The sequence below is a fragment of the Sphingobium sp. TB-6 genome (assembly GCF_012927365.1).
In the GTDB taxonomy this organism is placed as follows: Bacteria; Pseudomonadota; Alphaproteobacteria; order Sphingomonadales; family Sphingomonadaceae; genus Sphingobium.
Window position 1 is genome coordinate 1 of sequence record NZ_JABBGL010000022.1, and the last position, 23,975, is coordinate 23,975.

27 protein-coding genes and 1 rRNA gene are annotated in these 23,975 nt (G+C 61.6%); 16 read left to right on the plus strand and 12 right to left on the minus strand.

What is annotated here, in order from left to right; translation table 11 throughout:
- Window positions 1-8: 8 nt before the first annotated feature.
- Window positions 9-123 (plus strand): 5S ribosomal RNA (rrf, locus tag HHL26_RS20560).
- Between the two features lie 152 nt (window positions 124-275).
- Here the strand turns inward: rrf and HHL26_RS20565 are convergent.
- Window positions 276-554, minus strand: coding sequence for a hypothetical protein (locus tag HHL26_RS20565; protein WP_169576684.1), 279 nt, complete (start codon window positions 552-554; stop codon window positions 276-278).
- Window positions 555-674: 120 nt separating this feature from the next.
- Between HHL26_RS20565 and HHL26_RS20570 the strand changes: the two genes are divergently transcribed.
- The 3 genes from HHL26_RS20570 to HHL26_RS20580 all read left to right on the plus strand — a co-directional run bounded on the left by HHL26_RS20570 (window position 675) and on the right by HHL26_RS20580 (window position 3,188).
- The gene (locus tag HHL26_RS20570) at window positions 675-1,058 is read left to right on the plus strand and encodes a hypothetical protein (RefSeq protein ID WP_145907651.1); all 384 of its coding nucleotides are present in this window, start codon (window positions 675-677) and stop codon (window positions 1,056-1,058) included.
- On the plus strand, window positions 1,003-2,298 hold the full coding sequence (locus HHL26_RS20575) for a DUF3422 domain-containing protein (protein WP_169576685.1): 1,296 nt from the start codon (window positions 1,003-1,005) through the stop codon (window positions 2,296-2,298). The genes HHL26_RS20570 and HHL26_RS20575 overlap by 56 nt, the downstream gene beginning before the upstream one ends.
- 395 nt (window positions 2,299-2,693) lie before the next feature.
- Window positions 2,694-3,188 carry a cupin domain-containing protein gene (locus HHL26_RS20580; protein ID WP_082749035.1) on the plus strand — a complete coding sequence of 165 codons (495 nt, stop codon included), beginning with the start codon at window positions 2,694-2,696 and terminating at the stop codon, window positions 3,186-3,188.
- A gap of 88 nt (window positions 3,189-3,276) precedes the next feature.
- On the opposite strand, the gene HHL26_RS20585 is transcribed toward HHL26_RS20580, so the two are convergent.
- The 3 genes from HHL26_RS20585 to HHL26_RS20595 form a co-directional block, all read right to left on the minus strand.
- A complete protein-coding gene (locus HHL26_RS20585; protein ID WP_066562792.1) occupies window positions 3,277-4,965 on the minus strand; it encodes a bifunctional protein-serine/threonine kinase/phosphatase in 1,689 nt (562 codons plus the stop codon).
- A gap of 197 nt (window positions 4,966-5,162) precedes the next feature.
- A complete protein-coding gene (locus tag HHL26_RS20590; protein WP_197672814.1) occupies window positions 5,163-5,522 on the minus strand; it encodes a hypothetical protein in 360 nt (119 codons plus the stop codon).
- A 288-nt stretch (window positions 5,523-5,810) separates the two neighbouring features.
- On the minus strand, window positions 5,811-6,218 hold the full coding sequence (locus HHL26_RS20595) for a glycine zipper 2TM domain-containing protein (RefSeq protein ID WP_335339806.1): 408 nt from the start codon (window positions 6,216-6,218) through the stop codon (window positions 5,811-5,813).
- A 593-nt stretch (window positions 6,219-6,811) separates the two neighbouring features.
- Between HHL26_RS20595 and HHL26_RS20600 the strand changes: the two genes are divergently transcribed.
- The 3 genes from HHL26_RS20600 to HHL26_RS20610 all read left to right on the plus strand — a co-directional run bounded on the left by HHL26_RS20600 (window position 6,812) and on the right by HHL26_RS20610 (window position 8,781).
- A complete protein-coding gene (locus HHL26_RS20600) occupies window positions 6,812-7,372 on the plus strand; it encodes a DnaJ domain-containing protein (protein WP_169576686.1) in 561 nt (186 codons plus the stop codon).
- 108 nt (window positions 7,373-7,480) lie between these two features.
- Window positions 7,481-7,720 (plus strand): hypothetical protein, encoded by a 240-nt coding sequence (locus HHL26_RS20605; RefSeq protein WP_169576687.1) that lies wholly within the window; start codon window positions 7,481-7,483, stop codon window positions 7,718-7,720.
- A 251-nt stretch (window positions 7,721-7,971) separates the two neighbouring features.
- Window positions 7,972-8,781 (plus strand): arylamine N-acetyltransferase, encoded by an 810-nt coding sequence (locus HHL26_RS20610; protein ID WP_169576688.1) that lies wholly within the window; start codon window positions 7,972-7,974, stop codon window positions 8,779-8,781.
- A 180-nt stretch (window positions 8,782-8,961) separates the two neighbouring features.
- On the opposite strand, the gene HHL26_RS20615 is transcribed toward HHL26_RS20610, so the two are convergent.
- The 3 genes from HHL26_RS20615 to HHL26_RS20625 form a co-directional block, all read right to left on the minus strand.
- Complete coding sequence (locus HHL26_RS20615; RefSeq protein ID WP_169576689.1) at window positions 8,962-9,861, minus strand: MucR family transcriptional regulator; 900 nt, start codon at window positions 9,859-9,861, stop codon at window positions 8,962-8,964.
- A 298-nt stretch (window positions 9,862-10,159) separates the two neighbouring features.
- Window positions 10,160-10,375, minus strand: coding sequence for a hypothetical protein (locus HHL26_RS20620; RefSeq protein WP_066562775.1), 216 nt, complete (start codon window positions 10,373-10,375; stop codon window positions 10,160-10,162).
- A 148-nt stretch (window positions 10,376-10,523) separates the two neighbouring features.
- Window positions 10,524-10,871, minus strand: coding sequence for a glycine zipper domain-containing protein (locus HHL26_RS20625; protein WP_066562773.1), 348 nt, complete (start codon window positions 10,869-10,871; stop codon window positions 10,524-10,526).
- 175 nt (window positions 10,872-11,046) lie between these two features.
- Here HHL26_RS20625 and HHL26_RS20630 point away from each other — a divergent pair, with 175 nt between their 5' ends.
- A complete protein-coding gene (locus HHL26_RS20630) occupies window positions 11,047-11,226 on the plus strand; it encodes a hypothetical protein (protein WP_169576683.1) in 180 nt (59 codons plus the stop codon).
- A 30-nt stretch (window positions 11,227-11,256) separates the two neighbouring features.
- Window positions 11,257-11,601, plus strand: a complete 345-nt coding sequence (locus HHL26_RS20635; RefSeq protein ID WP_066562770.1) for a hypothetical protein — start codon at window positions 11,257-11,259, stop codon at window positions 11,599-11,601.
- A 184-nt stretch (window positions 11,602-11,785) separates the two neighbouring features.
- Here HHL26_RS20635 and HHL26_RS20640 read toward each other — a convergent pair whose 3' ends face one another.
- Window positions 11,786-12,445 carry a sigma-70 family RNA polymerase sigma factor gene (locus HHL26_RS20640; protein WP_066562769.1) on the minus strand — a complete coding sequence of 220 codons (660 nt, stop codon included), beginning with the start codon at window positions 12,443-12,445 and terminating at the stop codon, window positions 11,786-11,788.
- Between the two features lie 301 nt (window positions 12,446-12,746).
- Here HHL26_RS20640 and HHL26_RS20645 point away from each other — a divergent pair, with 301 nt between their 5' ends.
- The 6 genes from HHL26_RS20645 to fdhD are packed head-to-tail and all read left to right on the plus strand — an operon-like array spanning window position 12,747 to window position 18,919.
- Window positions 12,747-12,992, plus strand: a complete 246-nt coding sequence (locus HHL26_RS20645; RefSeq protein WP_066562765.1) for a hypothetical protein — start codon at window positions 12,747-12,749, stop codon at window positions 12,990-12,992.
- Window positions 12,979-13,458: a formate dehydrogenase subunit gamma gene (locus HHL26_RS20650; protein ID WP_066562763.1), complete on the plus strand. Its 480-nt coding sequence runs from the start codon at window positions 12,979-12,981 to the stop codon at window positions 13,456-13,458. The genes HHL26_RS20645 and HHL26_RS20650 overlap by 14 nt, the downstream gene beginning before the upstream one ends.
- A complete protein-coding gene (locus tag HHL26_RS20655; protein WP_066562761.1) occupies window positions 13,455-15,044 on the plus strand; it encodes an NADH-ubiquinone oxidoreductase-F iron-sulfur binding region domain-containing protein in 1,590 nt (529 codons plus the stop codon). The genes HHL26_RS20650 and HHL26_RS20655 overlap by 4 nt, the downstream gene beginning before the upstream one ends.
- On the plus strand, window positions 15,041-17,887 hold the full coding sequence (fdhF, locus tag HHL26_RS20660; protein WP_066562760.1) for a formate dehydrogenase subunit alpha: 2,847 nt from the start codon (window positions 15,041-15,043) through the stop codon (window positions 17,885-17,887). Before HHL26_RS20655 ends, fdhF begins: the two co-directional genes overlap by 4 nt.
- A 10-nt stretch (window positions 17,888-17,897) precedes the next feature.
- Complete coding sequence (locus HHL26_RS20665; protein WP_066562758.1) at window positions 17,898-18,134, plus strand: formate dehydrogenase subunit delta; 237 nt, start codon at window positions 17,898-17,900, stop codon at window positions 18,132-18,134.
- Window positions 18,131-18,919 carry a formate dehydrogenase accessory sulfurtransferase FdhD gene (fdhD, locus tag HHL26_RS20670; protein ID WP_066562756.1) on the plus strand — a complete coding sequence of 263 codons (789 nt, stop codon included), beginning with the start codon at window positions 18,131-18,133 and terminating at the stop codon, window positions 18,917-18,919. Before HHL26_RS20665 ends, fdhD begins: the two co-directional genes overlap by 4 nt.
- Here the strand turns inward: fdhD and HHL26_RS20675 are convergent.
- From HHL26_RS20675 to HHL26_RS20685, 3 genes are all read right to left on the minus strand, one after another.
- On the minus strand, window positions 18,916-19,962 hold the full coding sequence (locus HHL26_RS20675) for a tetratricopeptide repeat protein (protein ID WP_066562754.1): 1,047 nt from the start codon (window positions 19,960-19,962) through the stop codon (window positions 18,916-18,918). The genes fdhD and HHL26_RS20675 overlap by 4 nt on opposite strands.
- A 137-nt stretch (window positions 19,963-20,099) precedes the next feature.
- Window positions 20,100-21,722: a VWA domain-containing protein gene (locus HHL26_RS20680; protein ID WP_237230170.1), complete on the minus strand. Its 1,623-nt coding sequence runs from the start codon at window positions 21,720-21,722 to the stop codon at window positions 20,100-20,102.
- A 189-nt stretch (window positions 21,723-21,911) separates the two neighbouring features.
- A complete protein-coding gene (locus HHL26_RS20685; RefSeq protein WP_082749029.1) occupies window positions 21,912-22,457 on the minus strand; it encodes an RNA polymerase sigma factor in 546 nt (181 codons plus the stop codon).
- A gap of 166 nt (window positions 22,458-22,623) precedes the next feature.
- Between HHL26_RS20685 and HHL26_RS20690 the strand changes: the two genes are divergently transcribed.
- Window positions 22,624-23,205 (plus strand): TetR/AcrR family transcriptional regulator, encoded by a 582-nt coding sequence (locus HHL26_RS20690; protein WP_066563871.1) that lies wholly within the window; start codon window positions 22,624-22,626, stop codon window positions 23,203-23,205.
- 50 nt (window positions 23,206-23,255) lie between these two features.
- Here the strand turns inward: HHL26_RS20690 and HHL26_RS20695 are convergent, their stop codons facing one another.
- Complete coding sequence (locus tag HHL26_RS20695) at window positions 23,256-23,966, minus strand: helix-turn-helix domain-containing protein (protein ID WP_066562752.1); 711 nt, start codon at window positions 23,964-23,966, stop codon at window positions 23,256-23,258.
- Window positions 23,967-23,975: the final 9 nt, after the last annotated feature.

Consider the following 23,975-nt stretch of genomic DNA (forward strand, 5'->3'; position numbering starts at 1 on the left):
CTTCATTGCTTGGTGACCATAGCGTCTGTGACCCACCCGATCCCATCCCGAACTCGGCCGTGAAACCAGTCTGCGCCGATGGTACTGTGGCTCAAGCCCCGGAAGAGTAGGGCGTCGCCAGGCATTGTAGCTCGCGCTTTGAAAACATACACAACCCATTCACATACAACATGCGGCCTCCGCATGCTTCAAGCCCGCCTCTCAGGCGGGCTTCTTGCGTTCTGTAGCAGCCGTCTTTCCGGGTTCGTCGGAACGGCCAGCGCCTACCAAGGGCGTCAGGAGCGCGCGCGTTGATCCCCGTCATGCCCAGACCAGCGGGCCGAGAGTTTCACCGGTTCCCACAGGCGCGATCCCATCGCCGTCAGTGCCGCCCCGCCGCTGGCACTTAAAAACAACAGCGCGGCGAGCAGCAATTCTGTCGCGTTCATGTCTGCCGTCGGGTTTTCCATGACCAACCTGCGCAGCAGCCCGCCTTCAGGCCAGGCGGAGATGAGAAGTATCAGGCCCGCGATCCTCAGCCCGATCTTCGCCGCCAGATGTTCATACCAGCTCATATCGGCATCCTCCCTTGGAGAGGATGTTCATTTACGCATGCGGACATAGCTTCTCGAGAGCGAGAAAGGTTGGTTTCCGTTGAAAATGCATAGGATTTGGCGGAACTTTCCGGAATTCCTATGCGAACCTATGCCGATCGCATAAAGCTCCACATCCACCTGATCACGCGACGGGCGACCCATTGCCTCTGCCATCACGAGATGAAAGCGGCCACCCGCGGCATCCTCAATCATCAACACATCATCGACCGATCCCACGATCACGAAATGGTGATTGATGAGGGTTCGAAATGGGGCCGAGCATGGAAGGTGCTGCGGACATTTCCAGACCTGCCATCATCCTTTCGGGCAGGATCAATTGCCAATCGCGATCCCGCCGAAGTAACAGTTGATAGTCACGGCATCGCCGGACTTTTTAATGCAACCATGCCGAGGCAGAAAACCGCACATGGACGACATGACCAGCATCCAGGCCGATCCGTTCGCGGCGCTCAGCCAGCGTAACCACCCGCTACGCGCTTCGCTCTCGCGGGAAATGCATATTCGCGGCCTGCCCCGCTTCGATGCACCGGCTCTTGCTCTACAATTCGTGTTGCTGGTCGATGAACAGCAGGCCCATGAAACTATCGCCCTTCTTTACGAACGCTTTCCCATCTTCAAGACCGGCGACCGCTTTCTTTCCGTCCGGATCGACGATCTCCATTTTTCCTGGGAGCGTCACACCGAATATATGACATACAGTTTTCTTGCGCCAGTCGAAGGCGCGACGCTGTTCGACCTTACTCCTTTTGGCAATGTGCCGCACTGGATGGCGGAGATTCCCGGTCGCGTGATCCGTTCTACTCAGATCGCGATGGTCATGAACGAACCGCTACCCGCCGCCATCGCCGCGCATTTCGCCACCGATGACCTCATCATATCCGATGTCGCGGATGGCCATGCCCGCATCTGGAGCGACTTCCGCTTGCATGAGGACGGCTTTGGCCGGCTGCTTATCCATGACAAGGGTCTGCAAGGCGGTGAAAGCTCACAACTCGTCCAGCGGCTCCAGGAACTGGGCAATTACCGCAAGATAGCCCTGCTCGGTCTGCCCGAAGCGCAACAGGCGACGCCGCTGCTCACTGAGCTTGAGCAAAGGCTGACGGCCATCACCAGCCGCGTCGCGCAGAATGATACGGACGCTGATCAGGTGCTGGAGCAGCTTTCTGCACTGAGCACGGAACTGGCCGAAATCGTGGCGCGCACCCGCTACAGGATGAGCGCCACGCAGGCCTATGCGGAAATCTGTCGCGACCGTATCCGTCGCCTCGCCGTCGTGCCGGTTCGCGGCTACCGCTCACTCGATGATTTTACCGAGCGGCGGTTGCTCCCGGCCATGCGCACCTGCGACGCCTTCACCCGCCGCCTGGAAGATCTGGCGCAGCGCACCGCCTGGACCAGCGCCTTGCTGCGTACCCGGGTTGACACCGCTCTCGCCCGCCGCAACCGTGACCTGCTGGCATCCATGGATCGCCGGACTGCCCTCCAATTGCGGCTCCAGCATACGGTCGAAGGACTGTCGGTCGTGGCGATCAGCTATTACGCGCTCGGTCTCTGGCATCATTTGAAGGAGGCGTTGGAGCTGCAGGGGCTGCATTTGCCCGGTTGGGTCGATATCGCGCTGTTCCCGGTGACGATCATCACGGTTTTCTTGGGCATCGGCCAAATCCGGAAGGTCAAGCGGTTACCCGCAGATGGGCATTGAAAGTCAGCTCCAGGCCGCATCGTCCAGTCGCAACTTCACGCACCGCAATGAGCCCCGCCTCAGAAGGGGGTTGAGGCGGGGCCGTTGGGTTCCTCCAAGGGAGAGGAGCGCTGACCATGCACCTATGCGCGTGAGTTTGCTATTCATCAGGTGAAATAGGCCAAACGAATCTGATTCATTCATCGATCGACATAATCCCTCTGCGCCATAGTCTTCGCTTCCGGACGCGAGCATAATCCAGATTAGCTAATTCTCTCCGAATCAGTTCCGCATCAATAAACTCGACGCGGACCTTTGTGCTGTTCCGCAAAAGAGCAACCATCACATGCACGTCCTTGACTTGGGATAATGATAATCCGGTCGCTACACTTCTTCCGGTGAACAGGAGATTGGCGATGAAGCACCTCAACCCATCACGCGTCGTCCTTCCGATGACAGCGGCTGCCACGGCGATTTTGACCGCTCTGCCCGCCTTGGCGACAAGTGGTTCGGGCTTTGCTCCCGCGCCTATAGTGACGGGGCATTACGGTTCACTCGATGTGAAGGCCGACAAGGTCGAGAAATGGGATTTGTTCCTGAAGACCAAGGCCGACTCTGATGTGGGCGCGGATCGTCTGACGGTTCAGCCGGGCGGCTATAGCGGATGGCACTCGCACCCCGCGCCGGTATTCATTACCGTCACCGAAGGCGAAATTCAGTGGTATGATGGTGGCAATCCCCTGTGCACCTGGCAAACCTATCATGCGGGCCAGTCGTTCATCGAGCAGGCATTTCGCATCCATCAGATCCGCAACGCCACGGGCAATATCGCAGAGTTTATCGGCATCCGCATATCGCCCGCCGGGGTAGGCTTCCGGATCGATGAAAATAAGCCGACTAACTGCCAATAATGTTCAGGCGACCGCGGGGCGATCTGCCTGACCGGAAGGATCACCTCCGGTCAGGCGGCTTCGATTCCCCGATGCTTTCCAAACCAGCTCAGCGCGTCACCAATGCGACGATCACCATGATGGCCAGCACGAGCGAGACGACTTGCCAGAAACGGACAGGGTCGCGTTCGATGAAGGGAAGCCCGCGCTGGTTGACGCGGGCGACCGCTGCGCCGCCCTCAAGGGCGCGCAAAAGTTCGATGACGTCACCGAACCTGTCGCTGGAATCGATGGCCACGCTGCGCGTCAGGATATTGTCCAGCCAGGCCGGCAATTCGGGTCTGTGCGTGCTGGGCGGGGCGGCCTTGCGAAAGCGCGGTCGGCTGAACGCCTCGATTTCGCCATAGGGATAGCGCCTGGCGAACAGGCGCCAGAGCGTGACGCCCAGCGCATATTGGTCGGTCCCTTCGTCGCCCGCATTTTTGGCGAACATTTCGGGGGCAAGATAGCTGAAGGTGCCGGGAACCTCCTTGCTCGCAAATTCCTCGATCCGGGGCAGGCGCGCGACGCCAAGATCGATGAGCTTCAGCCCGCCATCGCGCAGCAACAGGACATTGTCGGGCTTGATATCACGATGGATGATGTCGAGCCGGTGCAGGGCGGCCACGGCGCGGGTGAGCTTGATCGCGATGGCCAGCCCATCTTCGAGCGAGACAGGACGCGCAAGGCGCTTTTCGAGCGTCTCGCCGTCATAGAAGGGCTGGACGCCATAGAGTCGGGTCTGCCTGTCGGGAGGAACGGGGACGGCCGCAGCCACGAACGGGCTGGAGACACGGCTGCCCACCAGCATTTCGCGCGCGAAAGCCAGACGGGCGCCGCCTTCGGAAAGAAGGTTGGGTTTGGGGAATTTGACGACCATCTGTCCGCCCGACAGCGTGTCGGTCGCGCGGAACAGGCGGGCATAACGGCCATCCGACAGGAGGCTGTCGAGGCGGAAGCCGTCCACGCTATCCCCCTCTCGGGGTGGAGCGAGAATGGGCAATCGCGCAATGTCGCTGGCGACGCTGTCGTGGTCGATGGCGGGAAGGCTCACAACGTCCAGCACCACCGCGCTTGTATTGTCGGCGCTGCCCGCCGACAGGGCGGCATCGACGATCGCGATGGCGTCGGCCTCGGCGGAATTGCGGGCTCCCAGCAGTTTTTCCAGCCGCTTTGGCGAGAGGCTGCCATGGACCCCGTCGCTGGTGAGCAGGAGCCGGTCATGCTCGGCCAGCACGATCTGGTGATGGTCCAGCCGGAGATGCTCCTCGATGCCGAGTGCGCGATAGAGGATATGCTTCTGGTCGGGATGAGACCGGCTATGATCCTCGGTCAAAAGGGTCAGGCGTCCCTCGCGATAGTGCCAGGCGCGGCTGTCACCTACATGGCAGAGATGGGCGCGACGGCCCTTGAGAATGAGCGCGGTGAAGGTCGTCGCGGCATGCGCCATCGTCTCCGTCCGTCCCATGGCGGCCAGCCAGCGGTTGAACGGCGCCATCACACGCTGGACCGCCGCGGGCGTGCCGATGGTGTCGGGCTGGTCGTAAAGTCCTTCGATCAGCGCGCGAATGGCCAACTCAGCAGCGATCCGTCCACCCCGCGCCCCGCCGACCCCATCGGCCAGGGCGGCGATCATGCCATGGCGGATGCGTTCGGTTTCCGTCGCGGCATAGATGCCGACAAAGTCCTGATTATCGGGTCTCGCGCCCTGCTCGGAGGCATGTCCCGCAGCAACCCGCAAGCGTCCTTCAGGCCTCATTCCGTCCACCCCCCTCATGCACATGCGCACGAAGGGAGCGGGGAAGATGGGGGTTCGTCAAGCCCTCCATCCGCAAAGTATGCAAACTTCTCTGGTCATCAAAGCGAAAAGTCAGCCGTCTCCCAGTGCGCTACAGCCTCAATTGCGCTGACGCATTTGCGGTCGGTTACGCCGTAATAGGCCATCCGCTGCCCGTATCAATCATCATCGTCATCATGATGGTGACGCCAATGCCGATCGTTATGGCGATACCACCGCCTGTCATAATAGCGCGGATAGCTGTCGTAATAATAGTAATTATATGACCGGTAATGCGGTCGGTAATATCGTTCGCGATAATAATAATCATCATCATCGTAATAATAGCGCGGCCGATCCGATGCGATGGCCGCGCCGATGGCCAAGCCGACAATTCCTGCGCTCAAGGCGAGCGCCGTATCATTGTCATAGTGACGCGAATAATAACGATGATGATCGCGTGCCTCCGCAGGCGTGACGCTGATTGGCATGGACGCTGCCAACATCAGCCCAAAGGCCGCGTTACGGAGCATTTTCATCTCCTGCCTCCTTATTCTTTGCCCTGTCCGCATCCGGCGGAAGGGGTAGAGCGTTTTCCAAGCGGATAGAATCAGCTGACTCGGAAAACGCGGTAAAACAAAGGTCTAGAGCAGGCGATCCGATGCAAGCGGGTCGGATTCTGCTCTAGTCTGTCACTCAAGCATAGGTGCGCTGAACTCGATCTGAACCCGCTCTAACAAAGAGGGGCGTGGTTCCATAACGGTTCCACCCCCCACATCCTCCCGCCATCAAAGGGAATTCAGACCATTGTGCCTGGATAATCCTGGTCAGCAATCGGAGTTGCGGTCGACTTCCCGGCCCAGCAAGGCGCCTGCGCCCGCACCGATAATGGTCCCCGGCGCCCGATCGCCATAGCGATCGACCGAACGTCCCAGCAACGCGCCTGCCGCACCGCCCAGCAGCAGCCCCGTCGTTCCGCTGCCGCCACAACGATAGTGGCGCTCACCACGATAATAGCGCCGTGGTTCGGCATAGCGGGGGCGCTGATAGTCCCGCTCCTCATAATAACTGCGGCGGTAATGCGGACGGTCATCGTCATCGTCATCGTCGCCGTCATCATGATATTCTTCGTACCGATACCAACTCCCCCGGCCGTCATGGGCATGGGCCAGAGATGGCAGGCCTGCCAGTATTGAAGCAGCCAGGGAAAGTGCCATTAGGGGTTTGCGCATCATTTTTCACCTCCTCCACAGACGGTTACGTCTCGACGAGCAGCGTTATTACCATCCGTCTCTGGCGTATTTCTGAACGGGGCAGTCAGCAATCGTTCAGCAACAGATCGCGTTTACGGCGCGTCATTGCCCAATCCTACGATCGCCTCTCACAATCATTATGGTCGCACATTGCATTGAAGGGCCGTCATTCTCGGAATAGGCCAGCATATCTGCGGCTTCGTCGGGCTGGCTGCGTGCCGCCGTGGGGCTTGCCGTCATGACCCTGTCCATGCAGGCTCATGCGATTGAAGCCAATCGCTCCGCCATCGCCGGTGCGGCGGACCGCCTTGATTATACGTCGAGACAGGTCGGCGCGTTTGCAAGACATCCCGCAAACTGTTGAGGTCGTGACTGAGGCCGTCATCCGCGACCAGCGCGATGCCGTTACAGAGTGGCGTAGGTCTCGCTTCGCTGCAGACGGACGCCTGGCGGCGTGTGATCTGCTTTGAGAATGTCGCTCCCGCCGCTGACAATGCCGATGGGTTTCAGAATGGTTGTTGGATTTTATCCAGGCTGGCATAAAGAAGGTTCGCACGGAGTGGGGACGATTTGTGATGACGAATGGCGAACCATTTATTGATTACTACAAGATTTTGCAGGTCAGTCCGAACTGTGACGCACGTGCGCTGGAAACCGCCTATCGCTTTCTTGCGAAGAAATACCACCCCGACCATGTGGAAACGGCTGATGTCACGAAATTCAATGAGGTGATCGAGGCTTATAAGGCGCTCAGAAATCCCGACCAGCGCGCTCAATATGACCTTCTCTACACTGGCAAGACCGGGTTTATATTTTCTGCGAATGTTGAAGTCGATGACGAAAAAACTGCGAATGATGACGCAGATGCGCACGCTAAAATCCTGTTATTTCTATATAAAAGGAGAAGGGAAAATGCTCAGGATGCCGGGGTGGGCCGATATTTCGTCCAGAAGATGTTGAAATGTTCGGATGAGCATTTTGAGTTTCATCTATGGTACCTAAAGTCGAAAAGTTTAATTGAAATCACCGAACAAGGAACTTTGGCAATCACCATTGAAGGCGTAGATCACGTGATCTCCATGTCTCAGACCATCATGCGAGAAAAATTGCTGATTGGACGAATGATCGATACCTAGGATTGGGCAACCCTATCGAACGGCAGTTTTTTCATCGCGCTCACCCAAAAATTGACGGACGACTCCCGGCCATCTTGCGAGGCGAGCATGGCGCTATGCCGGCAGAGCGTGGGTGAGGTGGAGGAGCAGGTGTTCCCTGGCCATCCGGATGTTATGGACGCCGACCTTGCTGACGACTTCGGCACCATTCCTCGACTTGAGCTGATGAAACCTTTATTGCGCCGGATCGTCGATCCGAGCCGGCTGTATCCGATCCAATCCTGGCTGGAATATGCTGTCGAGGAACCTGGCGGCAAGGGTCGAGGGAAACGAACGACGCAGGCCCGCCCGCCATGGGTGGAGGCATGACGTCTTGTCCGAGAGCCGGATGTTGGAGATCTACACATCCGGTTCGATAGCAGGGAATGGAAATGGACCGTCTGGCAAGCCCCGGAGGTGTGCAGCACGGTATCGCGCCACTTCCTGACTCTATTGAGGCCAAAGAGGCGGCTTCACGGCGCATTCGATGTTGGCTCCCTTCCCCAAATTTCTCTTCCCAATGATCGGCTATGGCAATCGGCAAGCATCTATGGTCATTTACCGACGGAGGGGATGAGGTCATGCAGACGAGACTGACGGATACTGAGTTCGAAGCCTATCTGGCGCGGATTGGCATCCGGTGGCCGGAACGGCCCGATCTTGGAGCGTTGATCTCGATCCACCGTGCCCACGCCTATAGCTTCACCTGGGAAACGATCGACTGCTTCATGGGCTGGCCCTCCAGCATCGATCCCCAGGACGCCTTCGCCAAGATGATCGATCGCCGCCGGGGCGGCTGGTGCTATGAGATGAACGGCCTGCTTGGCGCGGCCTTGTCCGCCTGTGGCTTTGCCGTGACGCGGCTTTGCGGAGCGGTTCGCCGCGCGGAACTCGGCGATAACGTCATCGGCAATCATCTGACCCTCCGTGTAGATCTGGATGAGCCCTGGCTTGCGGAGGTAGGACTGGGTGACGCGCTCGTCGATCCCATTCCCCTGGCGATCGGATCGTCGACGCAACGCGGCTATGAATTTTCGATCGGGCAGGCGGACGGAAACTGGCTGCGTTTCCATAATCACCCTCATGGCGGGGCGCCGACCTTCGATTTCCAGACGGACTATGCCGACGAGGCTGCTCTTGAAAATGCGCAGCGCTGGCTGCTCGAAAGCGAGGAGTCCCCGTTTGCCGGCAATCTCCTGCTGCAGCGCCATTTTCCCGACCGCATCGAAAGCATCCTTAACGGCATGTGGCGGACGACGACGCCTCAGGGCGTGGTCGAAAGGCCGATCGGAAGCGCACCGGAATTTGCGGCGCTGCTGGCTGGCATTTTCCAGATCGATGAGCCTCGGACAGACGCCATCTGGGAACATGTGCGGGAAATCACCGCATAGCGTCTATCGCAGAACGGGGCGCCAGTGTCTTTCGGTTGTCGTAGAAAAAGACAGGCGAGGTGATTTGGATGGGGCGTGCGCGAAACAGTCATCGCATGCGCCTCTTGCATTCATTGTCGAGGACCGTCGGCCTCGAAACTGTAGCGGGAGCGAGACTGACGGTCCCGCTCCCGTGGTTCATCAGGCTTTCACTGGTGCGGGTTCGGCCGCCTTGGCATCAGTGCCAAGGTGCGAGCCCGCAGCTTCAAGCGCGGCCTTCAACGTCTTGGGCTTGGATACCGATTTTGCCTTGGGAGCGGCGCCAACCTTCTTTGCGGGCTTGGCCTTCGCAGCTTCTGCGGCTGGAGCAGGCTCGACCTTGGCATTGGCCTTATCCGCTTTTGGACCCGCTATTCCCAGACGCTTGCGCGCTTCGCCTTTCGCTGTGGCGGGTGCGGCGCTGGCACTGGTTAAACGGTTCGAGATAAGCGGGGCGCCCTTGGGGGTGGAATCCTTCGCTTTGGCTGCTTTCTTCACCGGCGCAGGTGCAGGGTTCGCAGCACCCTTCGGAGCGTCGGCCACGGCGGGGGCAGCCTTTGCAGCAGGGACAGCCGCAGCCTTCGCAGGCTTCTTCGCCGGAGCTGAGGCTGCTTTCTTGGGTGTCTTCGGGGCCGCCTCAGCAGGCTTGGCAGCGGCGACCGGCTTCTTGCCCAGGCCGATCTTTTCCGCGACGGCGCGCCGGGATTCCGAATAGCTCTGAGCCACCAGCGGATAGGTCTTCGGCAATTTATAGCGTTCGCGATATTGCTCAGGGGTGAGGTCGTTCGCCGCGAGATGGCGCTTCAAGGTCTTGTACGGCTTGCCGTCGATCAGGCTGATGATGTGATCGGGCGACGAAAGGCTCTTGCGCACCGACACGGCGGGCGTGAAAGTCGGAGCAGCAGCTTCCTCTGCGGCGGCTGCCGGATTTTCCGTCAGCGCAGCGCGCGTCGTCTTGATCAAGTCCGCCAGGCTGTCGCTCGCGACGGAGTTGTTGGAAACAAAAGCACTGACAAGCTGGACGGTGAGAGCGGTGATGTCGGATTGATTAGCTTCGGCCATTTTGCGAACCCGTGGAGAGAGGAATGTTGGCGCTATTTGCGCGCTTCAACATCAAATGTAAATATTGCGATTTGGCTGCATCCCAAGATCAGATTGCCCGATGAAGCAATCAAATAAACTGGACCCGATGTTATGCCGCGTCGAATGGTAAGGCGTGGCAGAACCAAAGGGGCTATTAACGCCGTGTCCGCTACTGTCCGTGGCTTGATCGACCTGACCTCACGCGCTTCAGATGCAAAAGCTAAAGCTGCGGCACACGCAGCATAACAACGATGGTTCGGGTCTATAGAACCCGGCGCTAATCACTTGATGGCGGTACGGCCGTGTCGAGATGAATGTGCTTGGATAGGGCGGCCAGTTCTTTTGCCGTCTCGGAATCGCGATTGTCCTGAGCGCCACCGGCCGCTTCCTTGAGGGCGCCCATGATGCCTTGCACCTGTTGCCGGTTGATCGCCCCGGATTGAAACAGCGCACGGATTATCGCTCGAATTGCCAGCTCGGTTCCGCTGTCCATCGCTTGCCTCCATCAACTTCCGCCGACATGATCATAGCATCTTTTGATCGCTGGCGGATGTAAGGCGATAATGGCCGGCGCATATTTTCGCTCGCGTGGAAGGCAAAGCGGTGGCGTCCGTCTGGGCGCCGCCGCTCGTCCTCAACGCTTAGCAGCGCGAATTGCGATCGATGGCGCGGCCGGCCAGCGCTCCGGCGCCAGCGCCGATGATGGTGCCCGGTGCGCGGTCGCCTCGCGTATCGACGGCGCGGCCCAGAAGCGCGCCGGCTACGCCGCCGAGCAGCAGGCCGGTGGTCCCGCCCGACTTGCGGCAGCGATAACCGCGATCATCGCGATAGCCGCGATAGTCGCGGCGATCAGAATAGCGAACCCGCTCATGGCGATCATAGCGGCTCCAGCCACGATCGCCGTCATGGGCGAACGAAGTCGCCGGCACGGCAGCCGAGAGGGTGGCGGCGGCAAGAGCGATGCCGAGAATGGATTTGCGAATGGTCATAACGGGTCTCCTCAAATCTTTGTGTTGCCTGGCCTTATTCCACCTCGCGCATGGGCCCAGGCTGAACCGCTTTGTTATCAAAGGTTAAGCTGACCGTGCTTTGCGAGGTCTCTCTGCTTTCTCCCTCACCATAGCATTGCTTTCTTGCCTGTCCGGCGCAGGCGGGTCATAGGCTTTGGAAATGAACGACGAAACAGATGCGATTATCGCTCGCGTGGTCGAGCGGATTCCGCTGTACCTGCGCAACAATCTGGCCTCGAAGGATGCCGGTGTTCGCAAGGAGGCCGAGGAGGCGCTTGCGGCGATGATCTCAAGCGCGCTGGCGAATGGAACCGCCGAAACTTCCGAGGATTAAGGCGCCATCGACTTTTCTGGAACTTTGACGATGCGAGCGGTGCCGGACACCGGGACAATCTCCATCGCGATCGTGGCGTCGTTGCTGCTCATGTCGGCCAACTCCGCCGCGGCGCATCCGGCGGATTTCATGCAGGTAAAATGCGCGCAGGGGCGAAGCTTTTTCCTTCGGATCGAAAAAAAGCAGGCCATCATCCGGTCGGGCGCTGTGCAGATGCGGCTCGATCGGCGCATTTCCGCGCTGGGGCAGCAATTTGAGAGCGAAGCTGCGACCTTGATCATCGACGGCGATTTCGTGGCCTTCGTTCCCAAGGGTGATCCGAGCTGGCGCGACTGTCGCATCGAAGCGGCAACGGAGGCTTCGCCGCATCCCTGAAGGATGAGCAATGAGCAACGGGATCAATCCGTTATGGAATGGCTTCGGGCTTGAAATCATCTGGGAGAGGCATAAGTTCAAAAGCGTCACTCTTCCCTTTCGAGTGACTCTCCCTGAACCTTCCCCGCGTGGAGCCTGGCTCCGGCGGGGCATCTTTTATCCCTGACCAGCCCTGTGTCCGGCCTCAAGCTGCTTGCGAAAGCAGCGGCGACCTGTCGGCCTCCAGCAAGCCTGCCCTGCGGCCCTGTATCTGGTCAAGATAGGCAAAGATGGAGACGATGGCCGGCGTGGCGGTTGCGCTGTCCTGCCGCTTGGTGTCGAGCGTGCCGCCGTTCATCAGCGCTTCGAGCGCATCCCGCCCGCGCGCGACGCGGCTTTTGATCGTGCCGATCGCTGTCCCCATAATATCGGCCGCTTCGTCATAGGAGAAGCCGCCCGCACCCACCAGGATCAGAGCCTCGCGTTGGGATTCGGGCAGTTGCGCCAGCGCGCGCGTCAGATCGCGCAGCTCGACGCACATATGCTGGGCCGCTGGCGCCGCCAGCAAGCGGTCGGCCACAAGCTCATCCCAATCGCCGGTAAAGCGGCGGCGGCGCATCTGGCTGAAATAATGGTTGCGCAGGATTGTGAAGGTCCAGGCACGAAAATTGGTGTCGGCCCAGAAGCGACTGCGTGCGGCCCATGCCTTGAGCATGGTTTCCTGGACGAGGTCGTCGGCGGTATCGCGATCGCCGCATAGGCCACGGGCGAAGGCACGCAATTGGGGGATGATGCCAGCCAGCTTTTCCTTGAAATCCCCGTCCGAGAGGGTGGTTCGCGTTTCAGTCGATCCGCAATCTTCCATGTCGTTCACCTCTCTCATCAACGGGAGAAGAACATTTCGGATCAGTATCGGTTCCGCTTTTCTAAAATTGTGCGCCGGACCTCATTATATACGGGTCGATTTGGTTCTGACTCATGATTGATGCGATTGGCTGATTTTCCAAGGAGGATCAGCATCATATCGCGTCAATTGCGTGATGGAACATTGGTGCCAGCGAACCTGGTCGCGGAACAGGTCGGAAATATTGGAGAAGTGATGGAAATTGCGGTTCGCTCGGCTCAACCATATTCCCGATGTCCGAGCCGCGGCGTAAGCAACTGCGGTGCATAGCGAATTGGAAGCGACAGGCGGAAAAAGCGGAGAATTGCATCTGGCTCCTTCCGCCCGAACGATCGGGCGGCTGATGATGGCAGAGCGCGAAGATCGTTATTGCGACGGTTTGACCATCATGTTTGATAGGGTTTATCTATCAAACATGATGGTCTTCGATTTGACGCCGGCTCCGCCGGAGCGCAGCATAGCGCGCGGGAAAAGGCGTCGGAAGAATGAAGAAGATGCAGCAAGGTGAGGCCGTCGATGAAACGGCGCGGTTGATCGAGGATTGGACCAGCGTGCATGGCCAGACGCGGGACCGGCTGTTGCCGTTGCTGCACATGTTGCAGGAAGAGATAGGTTCTGTCGATGATGCGGCGATCCCGGCTATAGCCAAGGCACTGAACCTGAGCCGCGCCGACGTGCATGGGGTGGTGACATTCTACCATGATTTCCGGCGCACGCCGGTTGGGCGGCATGTGGTGAAGCTGTGTCGGGCGGAAAGCTGCCAGGCACGCGGCGGCGCGGCGATGGAGCGAGCGGCGGCGGAACGGCTGGGTGTCGCCATGGGTGAGACGGGGCGCGACGGACAGGTGACGCTGGAGCCGGTTTACTGCCTGGGTTTGTGCGCCGTGGGGCCGAATGCGCTGGTCGACGGGCGGCCGATTGCGCGGGTTGACGCGACGGTTCTGGAACGGATTGCGCGGGAGATCGCGGCATGACGCCGGGCCAGAAAAACAAAGTCTATGTCAGCCGGGACATGGCGTCGGTAGCCTTGGGTGCAGACGATGTGGCGCACGCTTTCGAGACTGCCGGATGTGAGGTGGTGCGCACCGGCAGCCGGGGGTTATTTTCCATCGAGCCTTTGGTTGAGGTGGAACGCGATGGGGCGCGGGTTGGGTTCGGGCCGGTGGGACCGGACGATGTGGCGGCCGTGCTGGACGGAAGCCATGCGGCGCGGCTGGGGGATGTGGCCGCCTTGCCCTTTTTCGCGGGGCAGCAGCGTTTTACCTTTGCCCGCTGTGGGATCATCGATCCGCTGAGTCTGGAGGATTATGCCGCGCATGGCGGTTGGCGCGGGCTGGATGCGGCGCGGGCGATGGCGCCGCAGGCGGTGGTGGATGCGGTAAAGGCTTCCGGCTTGCGGGGGCGCGGCGGGGCTGGCTTTCCGACCGGGATCAAATGGCAGACGGTGCTGGATGCGCCGGGCGAGCCCAAGTTCATCGTTTGCAATGCTGATGAAGGCGACAGCGGAACCTTTGCCGACCGGATGCTGATGGAGGGCGATCCTTTCTGCCTGATCGAGGGGATGGCGATCGCCGGGCATGCGGTGGGGGCAGGCCACGGCTATATTTATATTCGCAGCGAATATCCGTTTGCGGTCGCGGCCATGCGGCAAGCCATCGAGATTTCCGCCCAGCGGATCGCTCCCTTCACGCTGGAGGTGCGGGTAGGGGCAGGCGCCTATGTCTGCGGCGAGGAAACGGCGCTGCTCGACAGTATCGAAGGCAAGCGGGGACAGGTGCGGGCGAAACCGCCTCTTCCGGCGCTGGAGGGGCTGTTCGGGCAGCCGACGGTGATCAACAATGTGCTGAGTCTGGCGGCGGTTCCCTTCATCCTGGCGGAAGGAGCTGAGGCCTATGCGGCGGTCGGTTTCGGGCGGTCGCGGGGCACCATGCCGGTGCAGCTTGCAGGCAATGTGAAGCATGGCGGGCTCTACGAAATCGGCTTCGGTATCACGCTGGGCGAGTTGGTGAACGACATTGGCGGCGGGACGGCCAGCGGAAGGCCGGTGCGTGTGGTGCAGGTGGGCGGGCCGTTGGGGGCTTATTTCCCGCCGGGCATGTTCGATCTGCCCTTCGACTATGAGGCTTTCGCGCAGGCCGGAGGACTGATCGGCCATGCCGGGATTACCGTATTCGACGACACAGTGGACATGGCGCATATGGCGCGCTTCGCAATGGAGTTCTGCGCGGTCGAAAGTTGCGGGAAATGCACGCCCTGCCGGATCGGGTCGACGCGGGGCGTTGAAGTGATGGACCGGATCATCGCGGCGCGGGATGCCGAGCCGGTGGTGGTGGAAGAGGTCGGCGGCGGATTGGCGAAGGCGCTATATTCGCGAGCGCCTGAGCGGATCGACAGCGGGCTGGAGACGCAGACGGCGCTGTTGCGCGACCTGTGCGATACGATGAAATATGGCTCGCTCTGTGCGTTGGGCGGTTTCACGCCCTATCCGGTGCTGAGCGCGCTCGATCATTTTCCCGAGGATTTTGGGGCTTCTGCTCCGGTGAAGGAAGCTGCGGAATGACCTATACGCGCGAAGCCGATCATGGAACGCCGCCTGCTGTCGCGACGAGCAAGAGCGTGACCCTCACCATCGATGGCGATATGGTCACCATGCCGGAGGGCACGTCGATCATGCGGGCGGCTTCGCTGACCGGCTGCTCGATCCCGAAACTGTGCGCGACAGACAATGTCGAGAGCTTCGGCTCCTGCCGCCTCTGTCTGGTCGAAGTCGAAGGGCGCAATGGCTATCCCGCTTCCTGCACCACGCCGATTGCCGAGGGCATGGTGGTGCGGACGCAGAGCGAGCGGTTGAAGCAGTTGCGGCGCGGGGTGATGGAGCTTTACATCTCCGACCATCCGCTCGACTGCCTGACCTGCCCGGCTAATGGCGATTGCGAGTTGCAGGAACAGGCGGGCGCGGTGGGCCTGCGCGACGTGCGCTATGGCTATGATGGCGCGACCAATATGGGGCAGGCGAAGGACCAGTCGAACCCCTATTTCGACTTCGACCCCAGCAAATGCATCGTCTGTTCGCGCTGCGTGCGGGCTTGCGACGAGGTGCAGGGGACTTTTGCGCTGACCATCGAGGGAAGGGGCTTCGATTCCAAGGTTTCCCCATCCCAAGGGCAGGATTTCCTGTCGTCCGAATGCGTGTCCTGCGGCGCCTGCGTCCAGGCCTGCCCGACCGCCACGCTGACCGAGAAAAAGGTGGTGGAGATCGGCACGCCGGACCGGGCGGTCGTGACCACCTGCGCCTATTGCGGCGTCGGCTGCACCTTCCGCGCCGAGATGCGGGGCGAGGAGCTGGTGCGGATGGTGCCGTGGAAGGAGGGCAAGGCCAATCACGGGCATAGCTGCGTGAAGGGCCGCTTCGCCTGGGGCTATGCCCAGCATCGCGACCGCATCCTGAAGCCGATGATCCGCGCTTCGGTGGACGAACCCTGGCGCGAGGTGTCGTGGGAGGAGGCCATCGCCCATACCGCCAGCGAGTTCAAGCGCATCCAGGCAAAATATGGCACGCGCAGCATCGGCGGCATCACCTCCAGCCGCTGCACCAATGAGGAGACCTTCCTCGTCCAGAAGCTGATCCGGCAGGGTTTCGGCAACAATAATGTAGATACCTGCGCGCGGGTCTGCCATTCCCCGACGGGCTATGGATTGAAGACGACGTTCGGCACTTCGGCGGGCACGCAGGATTTCGACAGCGTTGCCGAGGCCGACGTCATTCTGGTCATCGGCGCCAATCCGACCGACGGCCATCCCGTCTTCGCCAGCCGAATGAAGAAGCGGCTGCGCGAGGGCGCGAAGCTGATCGTCATCGATCCCCGGCGGATCGATCTGGTGAAGTCGCCCCATGTCGAGGCGGCGCATCATCTGCCGCTGCGGCCCGGCACCAATGTCGCCATGCTGACGGCGATGGCGCATGTGATCGTGACGGAAAATCTCTTCGACGAAGCCTTCATCCGGGATCGTTGCGACTGGGATGAATTTATGGACTGGGCGGCCTTCGTCGCTGAACCCAGCCGCTCGCCCGAGGCGATCGAGCCGCTGACGGGGGTGAAGGCGGAAGAGGTGCGCGCGGCGGCGCGGCTTTATGCCACCGGGGGTAACGCCGCGATCTACTATGGTCTTGGCGTCACCGAGCATAGTCAAGGGTCGTCCACCGTCATGGCGATTGCCAACCTCTCCATGGCGACCGGCAATGTCGGGCGCGAGGGCGTCGGCGTGAACCCTTTGCGCGGGCAGAATAATGTGCAGGGCGCCTGTGACATGGGCAGCTTCCCGCACGAATTTTCCGGCTATCGCCATGTGTCGGACGATGCTGTGCGCGGCCAGTTCGAGCGGGCCTGGGGCGTGACGCTGGATGCCGAGCCGGGCCTGCGCATCCCCAATATGCTCGACGCGGCGACGGACGGGACGTTCAAGGGCATCTTCATCCAGGGCGAGGATATTCTTCAGTCCGACCCCAATACTCATCATGTCGCGGCGGGCCTTGCCGCGATGGAATGCGTGGTGGTGCAGGATCTGTTCCTCAATGAGACCGCCAATTACGCCCATGTCTTCCTGCCGGGGTCGACCTTTCTGGAGAAGGATGGAACCTTCACCAATGCCGAACGGCGCATCCAGCGCGTGCGCAAGGTGATGGCGCCGCTCAATGGTTATGGCGATTGGGAGATCGTCCAGCTTGTTGCGCAGGCCATGGGGCTTGGCTGGTCCTATGCGCATCCGTCCGAGATCATGGACGAGATCGCCGCGCTGACCCCGACCTTCGCGGGCGTGCATTATGACCGGCTGGACGTGGAAGGATCGCTGCAATGGCCTGCCAATGACGCGGCGCCGGACGGGACGCCGACCATGCATATCGACGGCTTCGTGCGCGGCAGGGGCAAATTCGTCGTCACCGACTATGTGCCGACCGATGAGAAAACCGGGCCGCGCTTCCCGCTGTTGCTGACGACCGGCCGCATCCTCAGCCAATATAATGTCGGCGCGCAGACGCGGCGGACGGCGAACGAGGCCTGGCATCCGGAGGACCGGCTGGAAATCCATCCGGCCGATGCGGAGAACCGGGGAATCAAGGATGGCGATTGGGTCTCGCTCAAGAGCCGGGCCGGGGAAACCAGTCTGCGCGCATTGATCACCGAGCGGGTCGCGCCGGGCGTGGTCTACACCACCTTCCACCATCCTGATACGCAGGCCAATGTCATCACCACCGACTATTCGGACTGGGCCACCAACTGCCCGGAATATAAGGTGACGGCGGTACAGGTCATGCCCTCCAACGGGCCAAGCGACTGGCAGCGCGACTATGCCGATCAGGCCCGCCACAGCAGGCGGATTGCGCCGCTGGCAGCGGCGCAATAGGATCGGGCGCATGAGCGATGAAAATGAGGTCATGTCGACCGAAGACCGCCTGATCTACATGGCAAACCAGATCGCCCGCAATCTTGTGGCATCGGGTGAGGCGGAGGCTGTGGCGATGACGGCGGATCATATACGCGCCTTCTGGGATCCGGCGATGAAGCGGCGCATCGCCGTGCTGGCGGCGGAGCGTCCCGAGGCGCTTTCCTCCATCGCCGCCGCCGCCGTCCGCCGGGTCGCGGCCCCTTGAGCGCCGTGCTGGAGGATGAATCCGTCATATTCAGGCAGGTGACGCCGGAAGGCCGGGTGACGGCGGTGACCCGCGAGCTGGCCGAGGAAGTGCCGGTCGCGATCGAATTTAACGGCATCGGCTATGCCGTGCTGATGGCGACGCCTGCGGATGTGGCGGACCTGGTGCTGGGCTTCGCGCTGGCGGAGCGGCTGATCGGGCCGGAGGATGCGCCCTTCGACGTCGACATGCATGCGACGGAGCAGGGGATCATTGCCCGTGCGACCTTGCCGGAGGGGCGGACGGAAGCTTTGCTCAGCCGGGTGCGGCATCGCGCTTCGGAATCCTCCTGCGGGATTTGCGGCGTGGAGAATCTGGAACAGGCGATCCGGCCTTTGCCGGCCGTTACCGGCCCGTCGCTGGCCGACAAGGGGGCGATCTTTCGGGCACTGGGCGATTTGGGACAGCATCAGCCGCTCAACATGCGAACCGGCGCGGCGCATGTCGCGGCGCTGGTGGCGGCGGACGGCACGATCCGCCTGGCGCGGGAGGATGTCGGGCGGCATAATGCGTTCGACAAGCTGATCGGCGCGATGCGGCGGCGCGGATGGGAATGGGATGGCGGCTTCGCGCTGCTTTCTTCGCGCTGTTCCTATGAATTGGTGGAAAAGGCGGTGCTGGCGGACTGCCCCTTGCTGGTGACGATTTCCGCGCCGACGCGGCTTGCGGTCGAACGGGCGGCGGGGGCGGGGCTGCCGCTGGTGGTGCTGGCCCGCCCCGACGCGATCCTGCTGAGCGGGGATTAGTCGGGATCGTAGCGGCTGTCGAGTTCGGCGGCGCGGGCTCGGTCTGCTTCCGCTTTCCGGATTTCTCCGCGCTGCTGCAACAGCAGGCTGCGATGATAATAGCCCTGCGCCGCATAGGGCGCATAGCGGACGGCCTTGTCGAAATCCTCCAGTGCGCGGTCGCTCTCGCCCTGCGCCTGATAGGCCATTGCGCGATTGAGATAGGCTTGGGCCGATTTCGGCGCGACGGCGATCGCCTTGTCGAAGGCGGCGACGGCATCGCGCCAGTCGCCCTGCCAAGCCCGCGTCAGGCCATCGGCCATAGGCGCGCCGATACGGCCCCTGTCTCCTTTGGCGGCGGGATCGACCTGCCGCTTGCAGGCGGTGAGGTCTTGCTGTGGGTCCAGCACGGTGCAGGCGTTCCAGTCGCCCCGTCCGCGCAGCAGGCCCGGATCGGCCCTGGCGCTGGTGACGACGATGTCCCCGGCGGCTTCGCTATCGGCCGCCTTGTTGGCGCGCCTTGCCGAAACCTCCGCATTGGCAAGGACTGCGGGGGGAGGGGGAGCGGCAGGAGAGGCAGCGGGAGCCGCCGCCATGCTTCCATAAGCCTGCATGGCGGGCGCTTGCTCTGGCGGCTGTACCGTCTTTTCCCGAACCGGCTCTAGGGCAGGCGCGGGGGGTTTTGTGGCTGACTTCTCCGGGACGATAGCTGGCGGTTCGGAGCGCAAGGGCGGCGGAACGGGCGCGGCGGCCATATCGGCAGCGGCCCGTTCTTCCTGCGGTCGGGCGGCGATCCGAGGGGAAGGGGCGTCCTGTCGCGGCATATTCATCCATGCGACGGGCAGGACGACAAGCGCAAGCAGGGATAGGGCAAGCGCGCTCCCCAGATAGGGACGGTCCAGCAGATGCCGCCAGCGCGCAGCTTTGCCGGTCCCGACAGGTGGCGCACCCTGCTCCGTTCCATCGAACCGGCGCAATGCCGCCTCGATCGCTGCCTCGCGCCGCGCTGGGGCAGGCGGCGGCGGATCGGGCAGGGAGAAGGGTGTGTTTCGCTCGCCGGCCATTTACGGCTTCCTGTCATCCTTGCGGGACGGGCCTTGCGTCGGATCAGGAGAGGCGGGCGGGTACATAGGCTGGTCTTATGCGGCAAAGCGTTGCGGTGCGAAAGGGGCCGGTTTTCCCTGACTAGCCCCCTTCCCGATCAAAGTGGTTGCATGGAGGCAGCCGTCCTGGCGGTGCGGACCAACTGGATGAATTCGCCGCGATAGCCGAATGGATCGGCGCCGCGCGCTGCCGTAGCGATGCGCAGCACATCGTCATAGCTCAGCGATCCGCCATAGCGCCCGCCCCGCAGCAATTCGGCAAAGGCCGCCACGCCGGTCGCAAAGCGGGCATCGAGCGGCGCATTTTCGAAGCGGGCGAATTCCACGGCCCGGTTGATCGGGGTCGCGATCAATTGGCTCCGATCCGATTTGGGCGCCTTGTAGCGGATCTTGACGAAGCCATATTCGCTTGCGCTCCCGGCTGGCGCTCTGGCTGACGGGGCGTAGCGCAGGTCGGGGACGGCGCGGGGACCGCCCACCGGCACGATTTCATAGAGCGCCGTCACCGTCTGGCCCGATCCGACATCGCCTGCATCGACCCGGTCATTGTCGAAATCCTCCCGGTTCAGCATCCGCGTTTCATAGCCGATCAGCCGATATTCCGCGACGGTCGCGGGGTTGAATTCGACCTGGATCTTCACATCCTTGGCGATCGGGAAGAGGGTGGAGCCGGCCTCCTCCACCAGCATCTTGCGCGCTTCGCTGAGGGTGTCGATATAGGCGGCGGCGCCATTGCCGTTCTGCGCCAGCGCCTGCATCAGCGCGTCATTGTAATTGCCCATGCCAAAGCCAAGGACGGACAGGAAAATTCCCTTGTTCCGCTCGCGTTCGACAAAGCCCTTCAACTCATCGACATTGGTGATGCCGATGTTGAAATCGCCGTCCGTGGCCAGCATCACCCGGTTGACGCCCGCCGGGTCCAGATTGGCGGCAGCCAGCGCATAGGCCTGGCGAACGCCCTCCGCCCCCGCCGTGCCGCCGCCCGCGCCAAGGCGGTTGATGACCTCCAATATTCTGTGCTTCTGGCTGACCGGCGTGGGTTCCAGCGCGGTCCCGGCGCTGCCCGCATAGGTGACGATGGCGACATGGTCATTGGGGTCGAGCTGGCCGACCAGCATGGACAGGGATTGCTTCACCAGCGGCAGCTTGTTGGGCTCGTTCATCGATCCGGAGGTGTCGATCAGGAACACCAGGTTGGCGCGGGGCCGCACGGCGCGCTGGACCGCATAGCCGCGAATGCCGATGCGGACGAGCTTGCGTCCTGCCGTCCAGGGGCTGGGGAAGACCGCGACATTGGTCGTGAAGGGCTGGGCCACGCTGCGCGGCGCGGCATAATCATAGGGGAAATAGTTGATCATCTCCTCCGGCCGGACGGCGGCGGGTTGCGGCAGGACATTCTGGTTGAGCGACGCGCGCACGAAGGAATAGGATGCGGTGTCGACATCGATGGAGAAGGTCGAAACCGGCTGTTCCCGGACGATCTGGAAGCGGTTCTCCTCCTTGTTCACGAATGTGTCGCGCCCGACGTCATGATAAGCGGGCGGCCACGGCCTGCGCTCCGGCATGGCGAGCATCGGCGCAGGGGGTGGAGGGGCATATGCCGGTTCCGCCCGAACCGCTCCATTGGCCTTGCGGGTCTGGTATGCGCCGCCGGCGCTGTCGGCCCGCTGGGAGGTAACGACGATTTCCTCAGCCGGTGCGGGGGCGTTCGGCGCTGCCATTTCGTGCGTCCCCTGACCGGCACAGGAAGCCAGGGCCAAGCACATCAACCCTGTGGCGATGGAAGGAAGGAAGCGAGACATAAAATTCTCCCATGATGGAGACGGCGCAGATCATCCGTCAGTCACTGGGACGCGGCTCAAGGGGGAAAGCTTGGGAGGTTGAGAAAATTTTTTCCGGAGGGGCGTGAGCTAACGCGCCTGCGCTTTGTCGAAAGACAGCAATCGTCGGATTTCGTGCATCCGCCACGCGACGGTGGACTCGCTTACCCCCAGCAGTGGGGCAGCTTCCGCATGGGTAAGCTGTTGACCGGCGATCAGCACCGCCGTGTCCCGATAGGCGGGCTTCAGTCGGGCGATCGCGCTTTTGAGCCAGATGGCGTCGTGCAGATCGCGGCCGTCCGGCGCGGGCGTCAGTCCGGCGATCACCGCCAGCCGCTCGGCAAAGCCACTGAAGGAGCGCTTGCGGCGGCGCAGGTCGCGGCAGGCATTATAGACGATGCCGCAGAGCCAGGTGGTGAACTTTGCCTCCCCGCGAAAGCTGCCGATCTTCTCGACCAGGGTGCAGCACACTTCCTGCGTGATGTCGTCGGCATCGCTGCGCGAGCCGGTCAACTGCCAGGCGAGCCCGTGAATCCGGTCATAATGCCTCCGTAGCAAGGTTTCGAAAGCCTTGCGGTCGCCGTCGACCGCCGCGGCGACCAAGAGGCTGTCCGGGAAATAGGACGGGTCATCCATCGGTCAGGGCCGCATCCCGCCGCCCATGACGGCCGGCGGCCCTGCACTCCCATCTTTCCGGCCAGCCCCCGACATTCCGACAGAGCTAGCAAAGATGAAGCGCCTGTTCCACTTATCCGGAACAGAGGCTTCGCGGGCTTTCAAGGATGTGCTAGCGCCGGTCGTGATGACAAAGCCTATTCTATCCGGATCGACCGATGAGGGGTCGGCGCGCCGCCGCCAGATTCTGGAGATTGCGGCCCAGCTATTCGCCAAAAAGGGCTATCGCGGAACGTCCATGCGGGACATTGGCGAGCAGGCGGGCGTGCTGGGCGGTTCGCTCTACCATCATATCAAGTCGAAGGATGCGCTGTTCGTCGAGCTGCACAATGCCGCGCTCGACGGGGCGGAGGAACAGATAGCCGAAGCCGTCGGGGCGCAATCCGATCCATGGGCGAAGCTGACGGCGGCCTGCGCGACGTTGCTGGACATTCAACTCGCCCCCGATTCGCTGACGACGCCGATGATGAACGATTTTCGGGAGGTGCCCGATGATGTCCGCAAACAACTGATCGCGCGGCGCGACCGGTTCGAGGGGCTGTTCCGGTCGCTGGTGGAGGAGCTTCCGCTGCCGCCGCATATCGATCGGCCAGTCTATCGCAATCTGCTTCTGGTTCAACTGAACGGCATGGCGGACTGGTATCGGCCTGGCCGGCTCACGCCGGGCGAGATGGCCGCGCAGATCGTTGCCGTCTTTCGGCACGAATAATCCTTGGTGGAGGGACGTTGGCGACAGTGCCGCCACCGTATCGACCAATGCTAATATTCGATATAGATGTGAACCTTGAACTTATTCACGCCCGCCGCTTCGGCAATTTTCGTTTTCGACAGATCGATAATATCTTTGAGCGACTTGGCGTAAGGTTCGGGGGATGCTTTCTTCCCTTCAGGAAGCGGAGAATTGTCCTTGCCGAAAAGCAATTGCTGTTCGGTCAGGCCGAAAATACCCGACAAAATGTGCAAATTGTCCTTTCGCGGCATGGTCCTGCCCGTTTCCCATCCCCAGATGGTGGGTTTGCTGAACCCCGTCTGCTCGGACAGGGCGGCGCGGCTCAGACCCCGTTCCTGCCGCAATCGACGCAGGCGTTCGGGCAGCCCCTCCGCAACGGTCGCCTCGGGTCGATCTGCAATGGGTTTTGCCTCATCGCGGCTCGGGCTGCGCAGCCGCACCGCACTCACCACCCCTTGCGGCAGCGGTTGATCGAAACGGCAACCGAACAGCGACTCATTTTGCCAGACGACATGCGCGGCGACTTTGTCGGCATCGGGCAAGGACACCATGACGCTTTGCCCGATCTTGAGCTGAGACTTGGTGTCGATGAGCATGCCGGCCGTGGAGATGTCGTGGATTACGACATTCGCGCTTGTTTCGTCCAGCGTGTTGGGCAGTTCGAGGCGAATGCGCCAGCGAGCGGCTCCGCGCCTGTTGTCGGACTTCGGGGGCTGATCTACTATCGCGTGAATAGGCATTTTTCGTTT

Excerpts from the sequence above, each read along its gene's own strand:
- HHL26_RS20595 (WP_335339806.1), bottom strand. The coding sequence starts at position 6,218 with ATGATGCGCAAACCCCTAATGGCACTTTCCCTGGCTGCTTCAATACTG.
- HHL26_RS20640 (WP_066562769.1), bottom strand. The coding sequence starts at position 12,445 with ATGGAAGATTGCGGATCGACTGAAACGCGAACCACCCTCTCGGACGGG.
- HHL26_RS20620 (WP_066562775.1), bottom strand. The coding sequence starts at position 10,375 with ATGGACAGCGGAACCGAGCTGGCAATTCGAGCGATAATCCGTGCGCTG.
- fdhF (WP_066562760.1), top strand. The coding sequence starts at position 15,041 with ATGACCTATACGCGCGAAGCCGATCATGGAACGCCGCCTGCTGTCGCG.
- HHL26_RS20610 (WP_169576688.1), top strand. The coding sequence starts at position 7,972 with ATGCAGACGAGACTGACGGATACTGAGTTCGAAGCCTATCTGGCGCGG.
- HHL26_RS20680 (WP_237230170.1), bottom strand. The coding sequence starts at position 21,722 with ATGGCAGCGCCGAACGCCCCCGCACCGGCTGAGGAAATCGTCGTTACC.
- HHL26_RS20570 (WP_145907651.1), top strand. The coding sequence starts at position 675 with ATGCGAACCTATGCCGATCGCATAAAGCTCCACATCCACCTGATCACG.
- HHL26_RS20650 (WP_066562763.1), top strand. The coding sequence starts at position 12,979 with ATGCAGCAAGGTGAGGCCGTCGATGAAACGGCGCGGTTGATCGAGGAT.
- HHL26_RS20665 (WP_066562758.1), top strand. The coding sequence starts at position 17,898 with ATGAGCGATGAAAATGAGGTCATGTCGACCGAAGACCGCCTGATCTAC.
- HHL26_RS20685 (WP_082749029.1), bottom strand. The coding sequence starts at position 22,457 with ATGGATGACCCGTCCTATTTCCCGGACAGCCTCTTGGTCGCCGCGGCG.
- HHL26_RS20565 (WP_169576684.1), bottom strand. The coding sequence starts at position 554 with ATGAGCTGGTATGAACATCTGGCGGCGAAGATCGGGCTGAGGATCGCG.
- HHL26_RS20600 (WP_169576686.1), top strand. The coding sequence starts at position 6,812 with ATGACGAATGGCGAACCATTTATTGATTACTACAAGATTTTGCAGGTC.
- HHL26_RS20590 (WP_197672814.1), bottom strand. The coding sequence starts at position 5,522 with ATGAAAATGCTCCGTAACGCGGCCTTTGGGCTGATGTTGGCAGCGTCC.
- HHL26_RS20580 (WP_082749035.1), top strand. The coding sequence starts at position 2,694 with ATGAAGCACCTCAACCCATCACGCGTCGTCCTTCCGATGACAGCGGCT.
- HHL26_RS20635 (WP_066562770.1), top strand. The coding sequence starts at position 11,257 with ATGCGAGCGGTGCCGGACACCGGGACAATCTCCATCGCGATCGTGGCG.
- HHL26_RS20695 (WP_066562752.1), bottom strand. The coding sequence starts at position 23,966 with ATGCCTATTCACGCGATAGTAGATCAGCCCCCGAAGTCCGACAACAGG.
- HHL26_RS20615 (WP_169576689.1), bottom strand. The coding sequence starts at position 9,861 with ATGGCCGAAGCTAATCAATCCGACATCACCGCTCTCACCGTCCAGCTT.
- HHL26_RS20690 (WP_066563871.1), top strand. The coding sequence starts at position 22,624 with ATGACAAAGCCTATTCTATCCGGATCGACCGATGAGGGGTCGGCGCGC.
- HHL26_RS20625 (WP_066562773.1), bottom strand. The coding sequence starts at position 10,871 with ATGACCATTCGCAAATCCATTCTCGGCATCGCTCTTGCCGCCGCCACC.
- HHL26_RS20575 (WP_169576685.1), top strand. The coding sequence starts at position 1,003 with ATGGACGACATGACCAGCATCCAGGCCGATCCGTTCGCGGCGCTCAGC.
- HHL26_RS20585 (WP_066562792.1), bottom strand. The coding sequence starts at position 4,965 with ATGAGGCCTGAAGGACGCTTGCGGGTTGCTGCGGGACATGCCTCCGAG.
- HHL26_RS20675 (WP_066562754.1), bottom strand. The coding sequence starts at position 19,962 with ATGGCCGGCGAGCGAAACACACCCTTCTCCCTGCCCGATCCGCCGCCG.
- HHL26_RS20655 (WP_066562761.1), top strand. The coding sequence starts at position 13,455 with ATGACGCCGGGCCAGAAAAACAAAGTCTATGTCAGCCGGGACATGGCG.